This is a genomic window from Streptomyces nodosus, from assembly GCF_008704995.1.
Lineage (GTDB): Bacteria > Actinomycetota > Actinomycetes > Streptomycetales > Streptomycetaceae > Streptomyces > Streptomyces nodosus.
This window is the reverse complement of record NZ_CP023747.1, coordinates 596882-614313: the sequence shown is the minus strand read 5'-3', so window position 1 is coordinate 614313 and position 17432 is coordinate 596882. Positions and strand designations below refer to the sequence as shown.

Annotated in this window: 4 pseudogenes; all 4 read left to right on the top strand. The window is 74.2% G+C overall.

Annotated elements, in window-relative coordinates:
- Nucleotides 1-4 precede the first annotated feature (4 nt).
- Nucleotides 5-5152, top strand: a pseudogene (locus CP978_RS36345) (type I polyketide synthase); the annotation flags it as partial.
- 15 nt (nt 5153-5167) lie between these two features.
- A pseudogene (locus CP978_RS36340) lies at nt 5168-10375 on the top strand (type I polyketide synthase); the annotation flags it as partial.
- 15 nt (nt 10376-10390) lie between these two features.
- A pseudogene (locus CP978_RS36335) lies at nt 10391-17076 on the top strand (type I polyketide synthase); the annotation flags it as partial.
- Between the two features lie 98 nt (nt 17077-17174).
- A pseudogene (locus CP978_RS36040) lies at nt 17175-17390 on the top strand (beta-ketoacyl synthase N-terminal-like domain-containing protein); the annotation flags it as partial.
- Nucleotides 17391-17432 lie beyond the last annotated feature (42 nt).

Below are 17432 nucleotides of genomic sequence, written 5' to 3'. Positions count from 1 at the left end.
CACGATGAGCACGTCCACCAACAAGTACGTCGAGGCGCTGCGGTCGTCCCTGAAGGAGATCGAGCGGCTGCGCAAGCAGAACGAGCAGCTGGTCGCGTCGGCGGCGGAGCCGATCGCGGTCGTCGGCATCGGCTGCCGTTTCCCCGGCGGCGTCGTCTCCCCCGAGGACCTGTGGGAGCTCGTCGCCGAGGGCCGCGACGTCATCGGTCCGTTCCCGACCGACCGCGGCTGGGACCTGGACCGGCTGGCGGGCGGCGGCGAGGGCAGCAGCCTCGCCCAGGTCGGCGGCTTCCTCGACGACGCCGCCGGCTTCGACCCCGGGTTCTTCGGCATCTCGCCCCGCGAGGCCGTCGCCATGGACCCGCAGCAGCGCATCCTCCTGGAGATCGCCTGGGAGGCACTGGAGCGGGCCGGCATCGACCCCTCCGCGCTGCGGGGCAGCCGCACGGGCGTGTTCATGGGCACCACGGGACAGGACTACGGAGAGGTCATCAAGGCGTCCGACGAGGACGCCGAGGTGTACTCCACCACCGGTCACGCCGCCAGCGTGATCTCCGGCCGGCTCTCCTACTTCCTGGGCGCCGAGGGCCCGGCCGTCACCGTCGACACCGGCTGCTCCTCCTCGCTGGTCTCCCTGCACCTGGCCGCGCAGGCGCTGCGCGGCGGCGAGTGCTCCCTGGCCCTGGCGGGCGGCGCGTCCGTGATGGCGACGCCGCACCCGTTCATCGCGTTCACCTCGCAGAGCGGACTGGCCGCCGACGGCCGCTGCAAGCCGTTCTCCGACGACGCCGACGGCACCGGCTGGGCCGAGGGCGCCGGCCTGTTCATCCTGATGCGGCTGTCCGACGCCCAGCGCGAGGGCCGCAAGGTCCTCGCGGTACTGCGCGGCTCCGCCCTCAACCAGGACGGCGCCTCCAACGGCCTCACCGCCCCCAACGGCCCGTCCCAGCAGCGCGTCATCCGCGCCGCCCTGGAGAACGCGCACCTGGCCGGCGCGGACGTCGACGCGGTCGAGGCGCACGGCACCGGCACCACCCTCGGCGACCCGATCGAGGCACAGGCCCTGCTGGCCACCTACGGCCAGAACCGCGAGCGGCCGCTGCTGCTCGGCTCCGTCAAGTCGAACATCGGCCACGCCCAGGCCGCCTCCGGCGCCGCCGGCGTGATCAAGATGATCATGGCGATCCAGCACGGCGTGCTGCCCCGCAGCCTGCACGCCGAGCGCCCGACCAGCAATGTCGACTGGACCGCAGGCGCCGTCGAACTCCTCGACCGGGCCGTCGACTGGCCCGAGACCGGCCGCGCCCGCCGGGCCGGTGTCTCCTCCTTCGGCATCAGCGGCACCAACGCCCACCTCATCCTGGAGCAGGCCCCCACCGCGCCCGAGCGCCCCGCCCCGGACCCCGCGGCCCGGCCCGCGCTCGTCCCCTGGACCCTGTCCGGCCGCACCGCCGCCGCGCTCGACGCCCAGCGCGAGCGCCTCGCCGCCCACCTCGAGAGCCACCCCGGCGCCGACCCGCTCGACATCGGCTTCGCGCTCGCCGACGGCCGCGCCACCTTCGAGCACCGGGCCGTGCTGCTCTGCGCCGGCACCGACGCCTCGGCCGCCACCGAGATCGCCCACGGCTCCGTCGACGACGGCGCCTCGGCCGTCCTGTTCTCCGGACAGGGCTCCCAGCGCCTCGGCATGGGCCGCGAACTGCACGCCCGCTTCCCGGTGTTCGCCGAGGCCTTCGACGAGATCGCCGCCCTGCTCGACCGCCACACCGACCGCCCGCTGCGCGAGGTCGTCTGGGGCTCCGACGCCGAACTCCTCAACGAGACCGGCTGGACCCAGCCCGCGCTGTTCGCCGTCGAGGTCGCCCTCTACCGCCTCGTCTCCTCCCTGGGCGTCACCCCCGACTACGTCGGCGGCCACTCCATCGGTGAGATCGCCGCCGCGCATGTCGCCGGGGTGCTGTCGCTGGAGGACGCGTGCGCGCTGGTCGCCGCCCGTGCCCGCCTGATGCAGGAGCTGCCGCGGGGCGGTGCGATGCTCGCGGTGCGCGCCACCGAGGAGGAGGTCGCCCCGCATCTGACGGAGCGGGTCTCCATCGCGTCGGTCAACGGCCCGTCCTCCGTGGTCGTCGCCGGTGACGAGGACGAAGTCGCCGCCATCGCCGCGCACTTCGAGGCGCAGGACCGCAAGACCACCCGGCTGCGGGTCAGCCATGCCTTCCACTCGCCGCTCATGGACCCGATGCTGGAGGAGTTCCGCCGCGTCGCCCGGGGCCTCACCTACCACGAGCCGCGCATCCCGGTCGTCTCCAACCTGACCGGCGCCATCGCCGACCCCGCCGACCTGTGCACCGCCGACTACTGGGTCCGCCACGTCCGCGAGGCCGTCCGCTTCGCCGACGGCGTCACCACCCTCGCCGGCCGCGGCGTCACCACCCTCCTCGAAGTCGGCCCCGACGGCGTGCTGTCCGCGATGGCGCAGGAGTCACTGCCCGAGGGCACCACCGCCGTCCCGCTGCTGCGCAAGGACCGCCCCGAGGAGGAGTCCGCCCTCACCGGACTCGCCCGGGTGCACGTCCGCGGCCTCACCGTCCGCTGGGCCCGCCTCTTCGACAGCGCCGGCGCCGGGCGCGCCGACCTGCCCACCTACCCCTTCCAGAACCAGCGGTTCTGGCCGGCCGCGGGCCGCTCCAGCCAGGACGTCACCGCCGCCGGACTGGGCTCCGCCGACCACCCGCTGCTCGGCGCCGCCGTCGAACTCGCCGACGGCGAAGGGTTCCTGTTCACCAGCAGGCTCTCCGTCCACTCCCACCCCTGGCTCGCCGACCACGGCGTCCAGGGCCGCGCCCTGCTGCCCGGCACCGCCTTCGTCGAACTCGCCATCCGCGCGGGCGACGAGGCGGGCTGCGACCGCGTCGAGGAACTCACCCTCGCCGCCCCGCTGGTGCTCCCCGAGCGCGGCGCCGTCCAGCTTCAGGTCCGGGTCGGCGCCCCCGACCCCGCGGGCCGCCGCACGCTCGGCATCTTCTCCCGCGTCGAGGACGGCTTCGACCTCCCCTGGTCGCAGCACGCCACCGGTGTCCTCACCACCGGCGCCGGCGCCCCGGACGCCGCCTTCGACGCCACCGTGTGGCCGCCCGCGGGCGCCGAACAGGTCGACCTCGACGGCTGCTATGAGCGCCTGGCCGGACTCGGCTTCGACTACGGGCCCGCCTTCCGCGCCCTGCGCGCCGCCTGGCGCCGCGGCACCGAGGTGTTCGCCGAGGTCGCCCTCTCCGAGAACGCCGGCACCGACCCCGCCGACTTCGGCCTGCACCCCGCGCTCCTGGACGCCGCCCAGCACGCCGCCGCCTACAACGACCTCGGCGCCATCAGCCGGGGCGGCCTGCCGTTCGCCTGGGAGGGCGTGCACCTCGCCGCGTCCGGCGCCACCACCGTCCGCGCCCGGATCACCTCCGTGGGCGAGGACACCGTCTCCATCGCCGTGTACGACACCGCGGGCGGCACCGTCCTCTCCGTGGACTCCCTGGTCTCCCGCGCCGTCCCCAAGGACATCCCCGGCACCGCCCGGGCCGTCCACCGCGACTCCCTCTTCCAGGTCGACTGGACCCCGCTGCGGAGCCAGTCCGGGCAGCTCCCGGAGACCGTCGCCCTCGTCGGCGCCGACCCGGCCGGACTCGCCGACACGCTGCGCACCGGCGGCGTCCAGGTCACCGTCCACCCCGACCTGGCCGCACTGGCCGCGGACCCCGCCCCGGTGCCCGGGACCGTGCTCACCGCCCTGCCCGGCGACCAGGACACCCCGGCCGCCGACGCCGCCCACACCACCGCAGCCGCCGTACTCGGCCTGGCACAGCACTGGCTGACCGAGGACCGGTTCGCCGACGCCCGGCTCGTCCTCGTCACCCGCGACGCCACCGCGGGCGGTGACCTGGCGGCCGCCGCGGCCGGCGGTCTGATCCGCACCGCCCGCACCGAGAACCCCGGCCGCTTCGTCCTCCTCGACCTCGCCACCGGCACCCCCGCCGCGCCCGCGGCCCTGGTGGCGGCCCTGGCCGCCGCGTACGACGAACCCGACCTCGCCGTACGCGGCTCCGACGTACTGACCGCCCGGCTCGCCCGGGTGCCCGCACCCGACGCCGGCGCCGACTGGAACCCGGACGGCACCGTCCTGATCACCGGCGGCACCGGCGGACTCGGCGGCGTCCTCGCCCGCCACCTCGTCACCGAACGCGGCGTCCGCCGGCTGCTGCTCGCCAGCCGCCGCGGCCCGGCCGCCGACGGCGCCCCCGCCCTCGTCGACGAACTCACCGCACTCGGCGCCTCGGTCGACGTCGCCGCCTGCGACGTCACCGACCGGGAGGCGCTCGCCGCCCTCCTCGCCCGGGTGCCCGCCGCGCACCCGCTGAGCGCGGTCGTGCACACCGCCGGCGTGGTCGACGACGGCGTCATCGGCTCCCTCACCGCCGAGCGCCTCGACACCGTGCTGCGGCCCAAGGCCGACGCCGCCTGGCATCTGCACGAGCTCACCCGGGACCTGGACCTGGACGCGTTCGTGCTCTTCTCGTCCGTCGCCGCCACCCTCGGCAGCCCCGGACAGGGCAACTACGCGGCCGGCAACGCCTTCCTGGACGCCCTCGCCGCCCACCGCCACGCCCTCGGCCTGCCCGCCACCTCCCTCGCCTGGGGCCCCTGGACCCAGAGCGTCGGCATGACCGGCACCCTCTCCGACATCGACGTCGAGCGCATCGCCCGCTCCGGCATGCCCCCGCTCACCGTCGAGCAGGGCGTCGCCCTCTTCGACGCGGCCCTCGCCACCGGCGGCCCCGCCCTCCTGCCGGTCCGCCTCGACCTGGCCGTGCTGCGCACCCAGGGCGAGATCGCGCCGCTGCTGCGCGGACTGATCCGCACCACCGTGCGCCGCGCCGCCGCCCAGGTGTCGGTGACCGCCGACGGCCTCGCCCAGCAACTGGCCGGACTGGACGCCGCCGCCCGCCGCGAGGCCCTCCTCGGCCTGGTCCGCACCCAGATCGCCCAGGTCCTCGGCCACGCCGACGCCGGCCAGGTGGAGGCGGCCCGCCAGTTCCAGGACCTCGGCTTCGACTCGCTCACCGCGGTCGAACTGCGCAACGGCCTCAACTCCGCCACCGGTCTGCGACTGCCCGCGACCATGGTGTTCGACTACCCGACCCCGAACGCGCTCGCCGACCACCTGAGCGACGAACTCCTCGGCACCGGCGACGACATACCCCTGCCCACCCCCGCGGGCGCCCTCCCGGCCACCACCGACGACCCGATCGTCATCGTCGGCATGGCCTGCCGCTACCCGGGCGGCGTCACCTCGCCCGAGGACCTGTGGCGCCTGGTCAGCGAGGGCGCCGACGCCACCGGACCGTTCCCCGTCAACCGCGGCTGGGACGTCGACAACCTCTACGACCCGGACCCCGACCGCCCCGGGCACACCTATGTGCGCGCCGGCGGGTTCCTGCACGACGCCGGCTCCTTCGACGCCGACTTCTTCGGCATGAGCCCGCGCGAGGCGCTCTCCACCGACTCCCAGCAGCGCCTGCTGCTCGAACTGTCCTGGGAGGCCGTCGAGCGGGCCGGCATCGACCCGCACAGCCTGCGCGGCAGCCGCACCGGCGTCTTCGCCGGCGTCATGTACAACGACTACGGCACCATCCTCACCGGCGAGGAGTACGAGGCCTTCCGCGGCAACGGCAGCGCCCCCAGCGTCGCCTCCGGCCGCGTCTCCTACACCCTGGGCCTGGAGGGCCCCGCGGTCACCGTCGACACCGCCTGCTCCTCCTCCCTCGTCGGCATGCACCTCGCCGCCCAGGCGCTGCGCACGGGGGAGTGCACGCTCGCCCTGGCCGGCGGTGTCACCGTGATGTCGACCCCCAGCACCTTCGTCGACTTCTCCCGCCAGCGGGGCCTGGCCGCCGACGGCCGCTCCAAGGCGTTCGCCGAGGCCGCCGACGGCGTCGCCTGGTCCGAGGGCGTCGGCATGCTCCTCCTGGAGCGCCGGTCCGACGCGATCCGCAACGGGCACGAGATCCTCGCCGTGCTGCGCGGCTCCGCCGTCAACCAGGACGGCGCCTCCAACGGCCTCACCGCCCCCAACGGCCCCTCCCAACAGCGGGTCATCCGCCAGGCCCTCGCCAGCGGCGGACTGTCCCCCGAGGACGTCGACGTCGTCGAGGCGCACGGCACCGGCACCACCCTGGGCGACCCCATCGAGGCCCAGGCGCTGATCGCCACCTACGGCCGTGACCGTGACCCGGAGCGGCCCCTGTGGCTCGGCTCCGTGAAGTCCAACATCGGCCACACCCAGGCCGCCGCGGGCGTCGCAGGCGTCATCAAGATGATCATGTCGATGCGGCACGGGCTGCTCCCGCAGACCCTGCATGTGGACGCCCCGTCCTCGCACGTCGACTGGGACGCCGGAGCCGTCGAACTGCTCACCGAGCAGACCGAGTGGCCCGAGAACGACCGGGTGCGCCGCGCCGCCGTCTCCTCCTTCGGCATCAGCGGCACCAACGCCCACGTCATCATCGAGCAGCCGGCCGCCGGCCCGGCCCCGGCCGCCCCGAGCGGCCCCGCGGAGGAACTTCCGGCCGCCCCCTGGCCGCTGTCCGCGAAGACCCCCGAGGCCCTGCGCGACCAGGCCGCCCGACTGCTCGCCCATGTCGAGGCCCACCCCGAGACGCGCCCCGCCGACATCGCGTACTCGCTGCTCACCAGCCGCTCCGTCTTCGACCACCGCGCCGCCGTCCTCGGCGCCGACCGCACCGAGGCGCTCCGCGCCCTCGCGGCCCTTGCCGCAGGTACCGACGACAGCGCGCTGCTGACCGGCACCGCCCGCGGCGGCCGCACCGCGTTCCTGTTCTCCGGCCAGGGCTCCCAGCGCCTCGGCATGGGCCGTGAGCTGTACGGCAGGGTCCCCGTGTTCACCGAGGCCCTGGACGCCGTACTCGCCGTCCTGGACGGCGAGTTGGAGGGTTCGCTGCGGGAGGTGATGTGGGGTGAGGACGCCGACCTGCTGAACGAGACCGGATGGACCCAGCCCGCACTGTTCGCCGTCGAGGTGGCGCTCTACCGACTGGTGGAGTCCTGGGGTGTGAAGCCGGACTTCGTGGCCGGCCACTCCATCGGTGAGATCGCCGCCGCGCACATCGCCGGGGTGCTCACCCTGGCGGACGCCTGCCGTCTCGTCGCCGCCCGCGCGGCCCTGATGCAGGCGCTGCCCGAGGGCGGCGCCATGATCGCCGTCGAGGCCACCGAGGACGAGGTCCTCCCGCTCCTCACCGGCGACGTCTCCATCGCCGCCGTCAACGGACCGTCGTCCGTGGTCGTCTCCGGCGCCGAGGCCGCCGCCCTCGCGGTCGCCGGGCACTTCACCGAGCAGGGACGGCGCACCAGCCGGCTGCGCGTCAGCCACGCCTTCCACTCGCCGCTGATGGACCCGATGCTGGACGAGTTCCGGTCGGTGGCCGAGGGGCTCTCGTACTCCGCCCCGGCGATCCCGGTCGTCTCCAACCTCACCGGCACCCTCGCCGACCCCGCCGACCTGTGCTCCGCCGACTACTGGGTGCGTCATGTCCGCGACGCCGTCCGGTTCGCCGACTGCGTCGGCACCCTCGGCGAACACGGTGTCACCACCTTCGTCGAACTCGGCCCCGACGGTGTGCTGTCCGCCATGGCGCAGCAGTCCGTCACCGAGGGCGCCGTCACCGTGCCCGTGCTCCGCAAGGACCGGAGCGAGGAGCAGGCCCTCGTCACCGCCCTGTGCCGGCTGTACGTCCTCGGCATCGACGCCGACTGGACCTCCGCGCTCACCGTCGGCGGGGCCGCCCGCGTCGACCTGCCCACCTACGCCTTCCAGCACCGCTGGTTCTGGCCCGCCGCCCGAGCGGCACATCCGCACGACATGCGCGCCGCCGGACTCGGCTCCGCATCCCACCCCCTGCTCGGCGCCGCCGTGGAACTCCCCGGCGGGGAAGGCGTGCTGCTCACCGGTCGCCTCTCCCTCCAGTCCCACCCCTGGCTCGCCGACCACGCCGTGCACGGGACCGTCCTGCTGCCCGGCACCGCCCTCCTCGACCTCGCGATCCGCGCGGGCGACGAGGCCGGCTGCGGTCACCTCGAGGACCTCACCCTCGCCGCGCCGCTGACCCTGCCGCAGGACGGCGCCGTGCTGCTCCAGGTCCGGGTGGGAGCCGCCGACGACGCCGGCCGACGCACCGTCACCGTGCACGCCCGCCCCGAGGACGCCACCGACGGCGTCTGGACCCTGCACGCCACCGGCACCCTGTCCGACACCGCCGCCACCGGCACGGCCCTCGACACCACCGTCTGGCCGCCGGCCGGCGCTCAGGCCCTCGACACCGAGGGCTGCTACCAGCGCTTCGCCGCCCACGGCTTCGCCTACGGTCCGCTCTTCCAGGGCCTCACCGCCGCCTGGAAGGCCGGCGAGGCGCTGTACGCCGAGATCGCGCTGCCCGAGGAGGGCCACGACGACGCGGCCGGCTTCGCCGTGCACCCCGCACTGCTCGACGCCGCTCTGCACCCCGCGCTGCTCACCGACGACGACGGTGGCCTGCCGTTCTCCTGGGAGAACGTCAGTCTGCACGCCTCCGGCGCCACCGCGCTGCGCGTCCGCCTCGCCCCGGCGGGTGCGAACGCGCTGTCCGTGACCGCCGCCGACCCGGCCGGCCGGCCCGTGGTCTCCATCGCCCGGCTGCTCGCCCGCCCGGTCGAGGCCGACCAGCTGACCGGCGACGCCGGACACCTGCGGGACGCGCTCTTCCGGCTGGAGTGGACCCCGGTCCCGCTGCCCGACGGCACGCCCACCGAGAGCCTCGCCCTGCTCGGCCCGGACACCGACGACCTGGCCGAGGCCCTCGGAGAGGGCGCCGTCCGGTATGCCACCCTTGCCGATCTGCTCGCGGCCGACGCGCCGGTCCCCGGTGCCGTACTGGTTCCGCTCACGGCCGGCTCCGACACCGATGACACGCCGGGCGCCGTGCACACTCGCACCGCCGCCGCCCTGACCCTCCTTCAGGAGTGGCTGGCGGAAGACCGGTTCAACGGTTCTCGTCTGGTCCTCGTCACCCGCGGCGCCGTCGCCACCGACGACGCGCCGGTGACCGACCTCGCCGCTGCCGCGCTGGTGGGCCTGGTGCGCTCTGCGCAGACCGAGAATCCCGGTGTCTTCGGGTTCATGGATCTGGACGCCGACGGCGCCTCCGACTCCGCCCTTACCCGTGCCCTCGGCCTCGATGAGCCGCAGCTCGCGCTGCGCGGAGGCCGTGCCCTCGCCGCCCGTCTGACCCGCGCCACCGCCGACTCCACCGCCCGCGTCGCCTGGTCGTCCGAGGGGACGGTGCTGGTGACGGGTGGTACCGGTGGTCTGGGTGGTCTGGTGGCCCGTCATCTGGTCATGGAGCGTGGGGTGCGGCGTCTGCTGCTGACCAGCCGCTCCGGTCTCGGTGCCGCGGGCGCCGGTGACCTGGTGGCGGAGCTGGAGGGGCTGGGTGCCGAGGTGTCGGTGGCGGCCTGCGACGTCGCCGACCGGGACGCGGTGACCGCGCTGGTCGCGGCGGTTCCGGCGGAGCACCCGCTGGTCGCGGTCGTCCACACGGCCGGTGTACTCGACGACGGTGTGCTCGACTCGCTCACCGAGGAGCGCCTTGCCACGGTGCTGCGGCCCAAGGTGGACGGCGCCTGGAACCTCCACGAGGCGACGCGTCACCTGGACCTGGACGCGTTCGTGGTGTTCTCCTCCGTCGCCGGTGTCTTCGGCGGCGCGGGTCAGGCCAACTACGCGGCCGCCAACGCCTTCCTGGACGCCCTCACCGCCCACCGCCACGCCCTCGGACTGCCCGCCGTCTCCCTCGCCTGGGGCCCCTGGCAGCAGGGCGCGGGCATGACGGCCGGGCTCGACGAGCGGGACATCCGCCGGGCCGCAGAGTCCGGGATGCCGCTGATCACCGTCGAGCAGGGCCTGGCCCTCTTCGACGCCGCCCTCACCACCGATGAGGCCGCTCTCGTCACCAGCCGTCTGGACCTCGCCGCCTTCCGCGGCCGGCCCGAGATCCCGGCCCTGCTGCGCGGACTGATCCGCACCCCCGTGCGCCGCGCCGCCGCGACCGGGGCCGCCGACGGTGCCGACGCCGGACTCGTCCAGCGGCTCGCCGGGCTCGACCGCGAGCAGCGCCACGAGGTCCTGCTCGACCTCGTCCGTACGAGCGCCGCCCTGGTCCTCGGCCACGCCGCCGGCTCCGACATCGACGCCGACCGCGCCTTCCGCGACCTCGGCTTCGACTCCCTCACCGCGGTCGAACTCCGCAACCGCCTGCGCACCGCCACCGGTCTGCGCCTGTCGGCCACCATGGTCTTCGACCATCCCACCCTGTCCGCGCTCGCCGACCACCTGCTCACCGAGCTGTTCGGCGCCGAGGCCGAGACCCTCACCCCCGTCACGCTGCTGCCGCCGACCGACGACGACCCGATCGTGATCGTCGGCATGGCCTGCCGCTTCCCGGGCGACGTCACCTCGCCCGAGGACCTGTGGCGCCTGGTCAGCGAGGGCACCGACGCCATCTCCGACTTCCCGGCCAACCGCGGCTGGGACGTGGACAGCCTCTACCACCCGGACCCCGAGCACTCCGGTACCTCGTACACCCGCTCCGGCGGATTCCTCCACGACGCGGGCGACTTCGACCCCGACTTCTTCGGGATGAGCCCCCGCGAGGCGCTCGCGACGGACTCCCAGCAGCGACTGCTGCTCGAGACCTCCTGGGAGGCCATCGAGCGGGCCGGCATCGACCCGCTCAGCCTCCGCGACAGCCGCACCGGTGTCTTCGCCGGTGTCATGTACCACGACTACGGCAGCCTGCTGGGCGGCAAGGAGTTCGAGGGCTTCCAGGGCCAGGGCAGCGCGGGCAGCGTCGCCTCCGGCCGGGTCTCGTACACCTTCGGCTTCGAAGGCCCCGCGGTCACCGTCGACACCGCCTGCTCGTCCTCCCTGGTCGCCCTGCACTGGGCCGCCCAGGCACTGCGGTCGGGCGAGTGCTCGCTCGCCCTGGCCGGCGGCGTGACCGTGATGTCCACCCCCAGCACCTTCATCGAGTTCTCCCGCCAGCAGGGTCTCTCCGCCGACGGCCGCTCCAAGGCGTTCGCCGAGTCGGCGGACGGTGTCGGCTGGTCCGAGGGCGTCGGCATGCTCCTCCTGGAGCGGCAGTCCGACGCGATCCGCAACGGCCATGAGATCCTCGCGGTCGTCCGCGGCTCCGCGGTCAACCAGGACGGCGCCTCCAACGGCCTCACGGCCCCCAACGGCCCGTCCCAGCAGCGGGTGATCCGCCAGGCCCTGGCCAGCGGCGGACTCTCGACCGGCGACGTGGACGCCGTCGAGGCGCACGGCACGGGCACGACCCTCGGCGACCCCATCGAGGCCCAGGCGCTCATCGCCACCTACGGCCAGAACCGCACCGACGAGCAACCGCTGTGGCTCGGTTCGCTGAAGTCGAACATCGGTCACACCCAGGCCGCGGCCGGTGTCGCCGGTGTCATCAAGATGGTCATGTCGATGCGGCACGGTGTGCTCCCGTGCACCCTGCACGTCGACGCCCCGTCGTCCCACGTCGACTGGACCGAAGGGGCCGTCGAACTGCTCACCGAGCAGACCGAGTGGCCCGAGACGGACCGGGTGCGCCGCGCCGCTGTCTCCTCCTTCGGCATCAGCGGTACCAACGCCCATGTCATCCTGGAGCAGCCGGTCGTCGCACCGGCACCGGCGACGGCCGATGTGGACGGCGCCGAACCCGCCGTCGTCCCGCTGATCCTCTCCGGCAAGTCACCCGAGGCGCTGCGCGATCAGGCCGCCCGCCTGCTCGACACCGTCCGCGAGCACACGGCGCTGCGCCCGCTCGACCTGGGCCACTCGCTGGCGACCAGCCGTTCCGCGTTCGACCATCGGGCCGTCGTCCTGGCCACCGGCCGGGAGGACGCCCTCCGCGCCCTGACCGCCCTCGCCGACGACGAGGCGAACTCCGCCGCCGTCACCGGCCGCACCCGGTCGGGCCGTCGTGCGGCGTTGTTCTCGGGTCAGGGTTCGCAGCGGCTCGGGATGGGTCGTGAGCTGTATGGCCGTTTCCCGGTGTTCGCGGAGGCCCTGGATGCCGTACTCGCTGTCCTGGACGGCGAGTTGGAGGGTTCTCTGCGGGAGGTGATGTGGGGTGAGGATGCCGGTCTGCTGAATGAGACCGGGTGGACTCAGCCCGCCCTCTTCGCGGTCGAGGTCGCTCTCTATCGGCTGGTGGAGTCGTGGGGTGTGAGGCCGGACTTCGTGGCCGGTCACTCCATCGGTGAGATCGCTGCCGCGCACATTGCCGGGGTGTTCTCGCTGGAGGATGCGGCGCGTCTGGTGGCTGCTCGTGGTCGTCTGATGCAGGCGCTCCCGGCCGGCGGCGCGATGGTGGCCGTCCAGGCCACCGAGGACGAGGTCATCCCGTACCTGTCCGACGAGGTGTCGATCGCCGCACTCAACGGACCCGCGTCCGTGGTGGTGTCGGGGGCCGAAGGTGCCGTGCTGGAGGTTGCGGCGCGGTTCGAGGCGGAGGGCCGTAAGGCGACGATGCTGCGCGTGTCGCACGCCTTCCACTCGCCGCTGATGGACCTGATGCTGGACGAGTTCCGGGCGGTGGCCGAGACGCTGTCGTTCGCGGCCCCGGTGATCCCGGTGGTGTCGAACCTGACGGGTTCGCTGGCCACGGCGGAGGAGCTGTGCTCGCCCGAGTACTGGGTCCGTCACGTCCGTGAGGCGGTCCGTTTCGCCGACGGGGTGAGCGCCCTTGAGGCGCAGGGCGTGACCACGTTCCTGGAGCTGGGCCCCGACGGAGTCCTCTCCGCGATGGCCCAGGAGTCGCTGACCGGCGACGAGGCCGTCACCGTCGCGCTGCTGCGCAAGGATCGCGACGAGGAGACGGCCGCCCTGACCGCCCTCGCCGCCCTGCACACGGCGGGCGTGCGGCTCGACTGGAACGCCTTCTTCGCCGGCACCGGCGCCACCCGCGTCGACCTGCCGACCTATGCGTTCCAGCACACCACCTACTGGCCCAGCGGCACCCACTCCGCCGCGGACGCCGCCGCCGTAGGCCTCACCGCCGCCGGACACCCGCTGCTCAACGGCTCGGTGCAGCTCGCCGAGGGCGAGGGCGTGCTGTTCACCGGCCGTCTCTCCCTCCAGTCCCACCCCTGGCTCGCCGACCACGCCGTGCACGGGACCGTCCTGCTGCCCGGCACCGCCCTCCTCGACCTCGCCTTCCGCGCGGGCGACGAGGTTGGCTGCGACCGCGTCGAGGAACTCACCCTCGCCGCCCCGCTGGTGCTGCCGGAGCGCGGCGCCGTCCAGACCCAGGTCAGGGTCGGCGTCGCCGACGACACCGGCCGACGCACCGTCACCGTCCACTCGCGCCCCGAGGACGCGACGGACGTGTCGTGGACGCAGCACGCCACCGGCACCCTGATGCCGGGCGGCACCGCCCGCGACACCGGCTTCGACGCCACCGTGTGGCCGCCGACCGGCGCCGAGGCTCTCGACACCGAGGGCTGCTACGAGCGTTTCACCGCCCTCGGCTTCGGCTACGGCCCGGTCTTCCAGGGGCTGAAGGCCGCCTGGCGCAGCGGAGACGTCCTCTACGCGGAGGTCGTCCTCCAGGAGGCCGGCGCCGCCGACGACGAGGCCGGCTTCGGTCTGCACCCCGCGCTGCTCGACGCCGCCCTGCACGCCTCGCTCGTCGCCCACGAGGGCGAGGAGGGCAACGGCGGGCTTCCGTTCGCCTGGGAGGGCGCGGTGCTGCACGCCACCGGCGCCACCGCGCTGCGGGTCCGGCTGACCCCGACCGACGAGGCCCGGCAGTCCGTGGCGATCGCGGTCTGCGACACCGCCGGTCAGCCGGTCGCCTCCATCGACCGGCTCCTGGTCAGGGCCGTCACCGGCGACCAGCTGAACGAGGCCGCCGGCATCGCCCGCGACGCCCTGTTCGCCCTCGGCTGGACCCCGCTCCCGCAGGACGGCGACATCCCGGCAGCCGTCGCGCTCGTCGGCCCGGACACCACCGGGCTCGCCGCGGACCTGACCGCAGCCGGCGCCGCCGTCACGGCCCACCAGGACCTCGCCGCCCTCGCGGCGGACGGCACCGACATCCCCGGCACCGTCGTCGTCACCGTCGACGGCACCGCCGCACCGGTCGCCGAGGCCGCGCACACCGTGGCCGCCGAGGCCCTCGCTCTCGCCCAGCGGTGGACCGCCGAGGACCGGTTCGCCGGGGCCCGGCTGGTGTTCGCGACCTGCGGCGCCGTCGAGGCGGGCGGCTCCCAGGTCACCGACGTCGCCGCCGCCGCGGTCTGGGGCCTGGTGCGCTCCGCCCAGTCCGAGAGCCCGGACACCTTTGTACTCGTCGACCGGGAGGCGGCCGACGCCGCCGGCGACGCCGCCGAACGCGGGAGCCTGTTCCTGGCGGCGCTCGGCAGCGGCGAACCGCAGCTCGCGCTCCGCGACGACGTGGTTCTGGCCGGCCGCCTCGCCCGCTTCGATGCCGCCGGCGCCATGACGCTGCCGGCCGAGCGGGCCTGGCACCTCGACAGCACCACGCCCGGCAGCATCAACGGCCTCGCCCTCACCCCGCACCCGGAGGCCCTGGAGCCGCTCACCGGACACCAGGCCCGTATCGAGGTCCGCGCCGCGGGCCTCAACTTCCGCGACGTCCTCAAGGCCCTCGGCATGTATCCCGGCGACGCCGGGCGATACGGCCACGAGGCCGCCGGCGTGGTCGTCGAGGTCGGCCCGGACGTCACGCACATCGCCCCCGGTGACCGCGTCATGGGCATGGTCTCCGGTAGCTTCGCCTCGTTCGCCGTGACCGACGCCCGCCGTCTCACCCACCTCCCGGAGCAGTGCACCTGGGAGATCGGTGCCTCCCTGCCGCTGGTGTTCCTCACCGCCTACCACGCGCTGAAGGAACTCGGCGGGCTGACCGCGGGGGAGAAGGTCCTCATCCACGCCGGTGCCGGTGGTGTCGGCATGGCGGCGATCCAGATCGCCCGCCACTTCGGCGCGGAGGTCTTCGCGACGGCCAGCGAGGCCAAGATGGACGTGCTGCGCTCCCTCGGAGTCGCCGACGACCACATCGCCTCCTCCCGCACCCTCGACTTCGAGGCGGCCTTCGCCGCCGTCGCGGGCGAGAACGGTCTCGACGTCGTACTGAACTCCCTGGCCGGGGAGTTCGTCGACGCCTCGATGCGGCTGCTCGGCACGGGCGGCCGGTTCCTGGAGATGGGCAAGACCGACATCCGCGAGGACGACTCGGTCCCGGACGGCATCACCTATCAGTCCTTCGACCTCGCCTTTGTGGACCCCGAGGTGATCGGCGCCATGGGCCGCGAGCTGACGGAGCTGTTCGCCGCCGGAGACCTCCACCCGCTCCCGGTCCGTGCCTGGGACATCCGGCACGCCACGGACGCCTTCCGCCATATGAGCATGGCCCGGCACATCGGCAAGATCGTGCTGACCGTGCCCCGCGCCTGGTCGTCCGAGGGGACGGTGCTGGTGACGGGTGGTACCGGTGGTCTGGGTGGTCTGGTGGCCCGTCATCTGGTCATGGAGCGTGGGGTACGGCGTCTGCTGCTGACCAGCCGCTCCGGTCTGGACGCCGCGGGCGCCCGTGAGCTGGTGGCGGAACTGGAGAACCTGGGTGCCGAGGTCTCGGTGGCGGCCTGTGACGTCGCCGACCGGGACGCGGTGGACACGCTGATCGCGGGCATCCCGGCGGAGCATCCGCTCCGCGCGGTGGTGCACACGGCCGGTGTGCTGGACGACGGTGTGCTCGGCTCCCTCACCGAGGAGCGCCTTGCCACGGTGCTGCGGCCCAAGGTGGACGGCGCCTGGAACCTCCATGAGGCGACGCGCCGTCTGGACCTGGACGCGTTCGTGGTGTTCTCGTCCGTCGCCGGTGTCTTCGGCGGCGCGGGTCAGGCCAACTACGCGGCCGGCAACGCCTTCCTGGACGCACTCACCGCCCACCGCCAGTCCCTCGGACTGCCGGGCCTCTCGCTCGCCTGGGGCGCCTGGGCGCAGGGCGCGGGCATGACGGCCGGGCTCGACGAGCGGGACATCCGCCGGGCCGCAGAGTCCGGGATGCCGCTGATCACGGTCGAGCAGGGCCTCGCCCTCCTCGACACCGCACTCACCACCGGCAGCGCCGCCCTCGTCCCGGTCCGCCTGGACCTCGCCGTGCTGCGCGCCCGGGGAACCGTCGCACCGCTGATGCGCGGTCTCGTCCGCGCCCCCGCCCGGCGCGCGGCGGCCACCGCCGCCACGGGCGACACCGCGCTCGTCGACCGGCTCACCCGGCTGCAGCGCACCGAACGGCGCGACGCCCTGCTCACCCTGGTCCGCGAACAGGCCGCGCTGGTGCTCGGCCACTCCGGCGGCGGTGGCATCGACCCGTCCCGCGCCTTCCGCGACCTCGGCTTCGACTCGCTCACCGCGGTCGAGCTCCGCAACCGGCTCGGTGCCGCGACCGGTGTCCGGCTGTCCGCCACTGCGGTCTTCGACTACCCGACCGTCGTCGCCCTCGTCGACCACCTGCTCACCGAACTCCTGGGCCCCGACGCCGAGTCGGACGCCGAGGAGGCCGCGCCGGCCGAGGCGCTCCTGGACGACGACCCGATCGTGATCGTCGGCATGGCCTGCCGCTTCCCCGGCGGAATCACCTCACCCGAGGACCTGTGGCGACTGCTCGGCGAAGGCTCCGACGTCATCTCGGACTTCCCCGTCAACCGCGGCTGGGACGTCGACTCGCTGTACGACCCGGACCCGGCCCACACCGGCACGTCGTACACCCGCTCCGGCGGCTTCCTGCACAAGCGGCGGACTTCGACCCCGACTTCTTCGGCATGAGCCCGCGTGAGGCGCTCTCCACCGACTCCCAGCAGCGTCTGCTGCTCGAGACCTCCATGGGAAGCGATCGAGCGGGCCGGTATCGACCCCGGTCCGGTCTGCGCGGCAGTGCGACCGGTGTGTTCGCCGGTGTGATGTACAGCGGACTACAGGCCGCGATGCTGGCGAGCCCGAGTTCGAGGGCTTCCAGGGCAGCGGCAGTTCCCCGAGCGTGGCTTCCGGCCGGGTCTCGTACACCTTCGGCTTCGAGGGTCCGGCAGTCACGGTGGACACCGCGTGCTCGTCGTCGCTGGTGGCGATGCACTGGGCGATGCAGGCCCTGCGCTCGGGTGAGATCTCGCTCGCCCTGGCAGGCGGTGTGACCGTGATGTCGACACCGGGAGTCTTCGTGGACTTCGCGCGGCAGCGGGGTCTGTCGCCGGACGGACGGTGCAAGCGTTCTCCGGACTCGGCGGACGGTGTCGGCTGG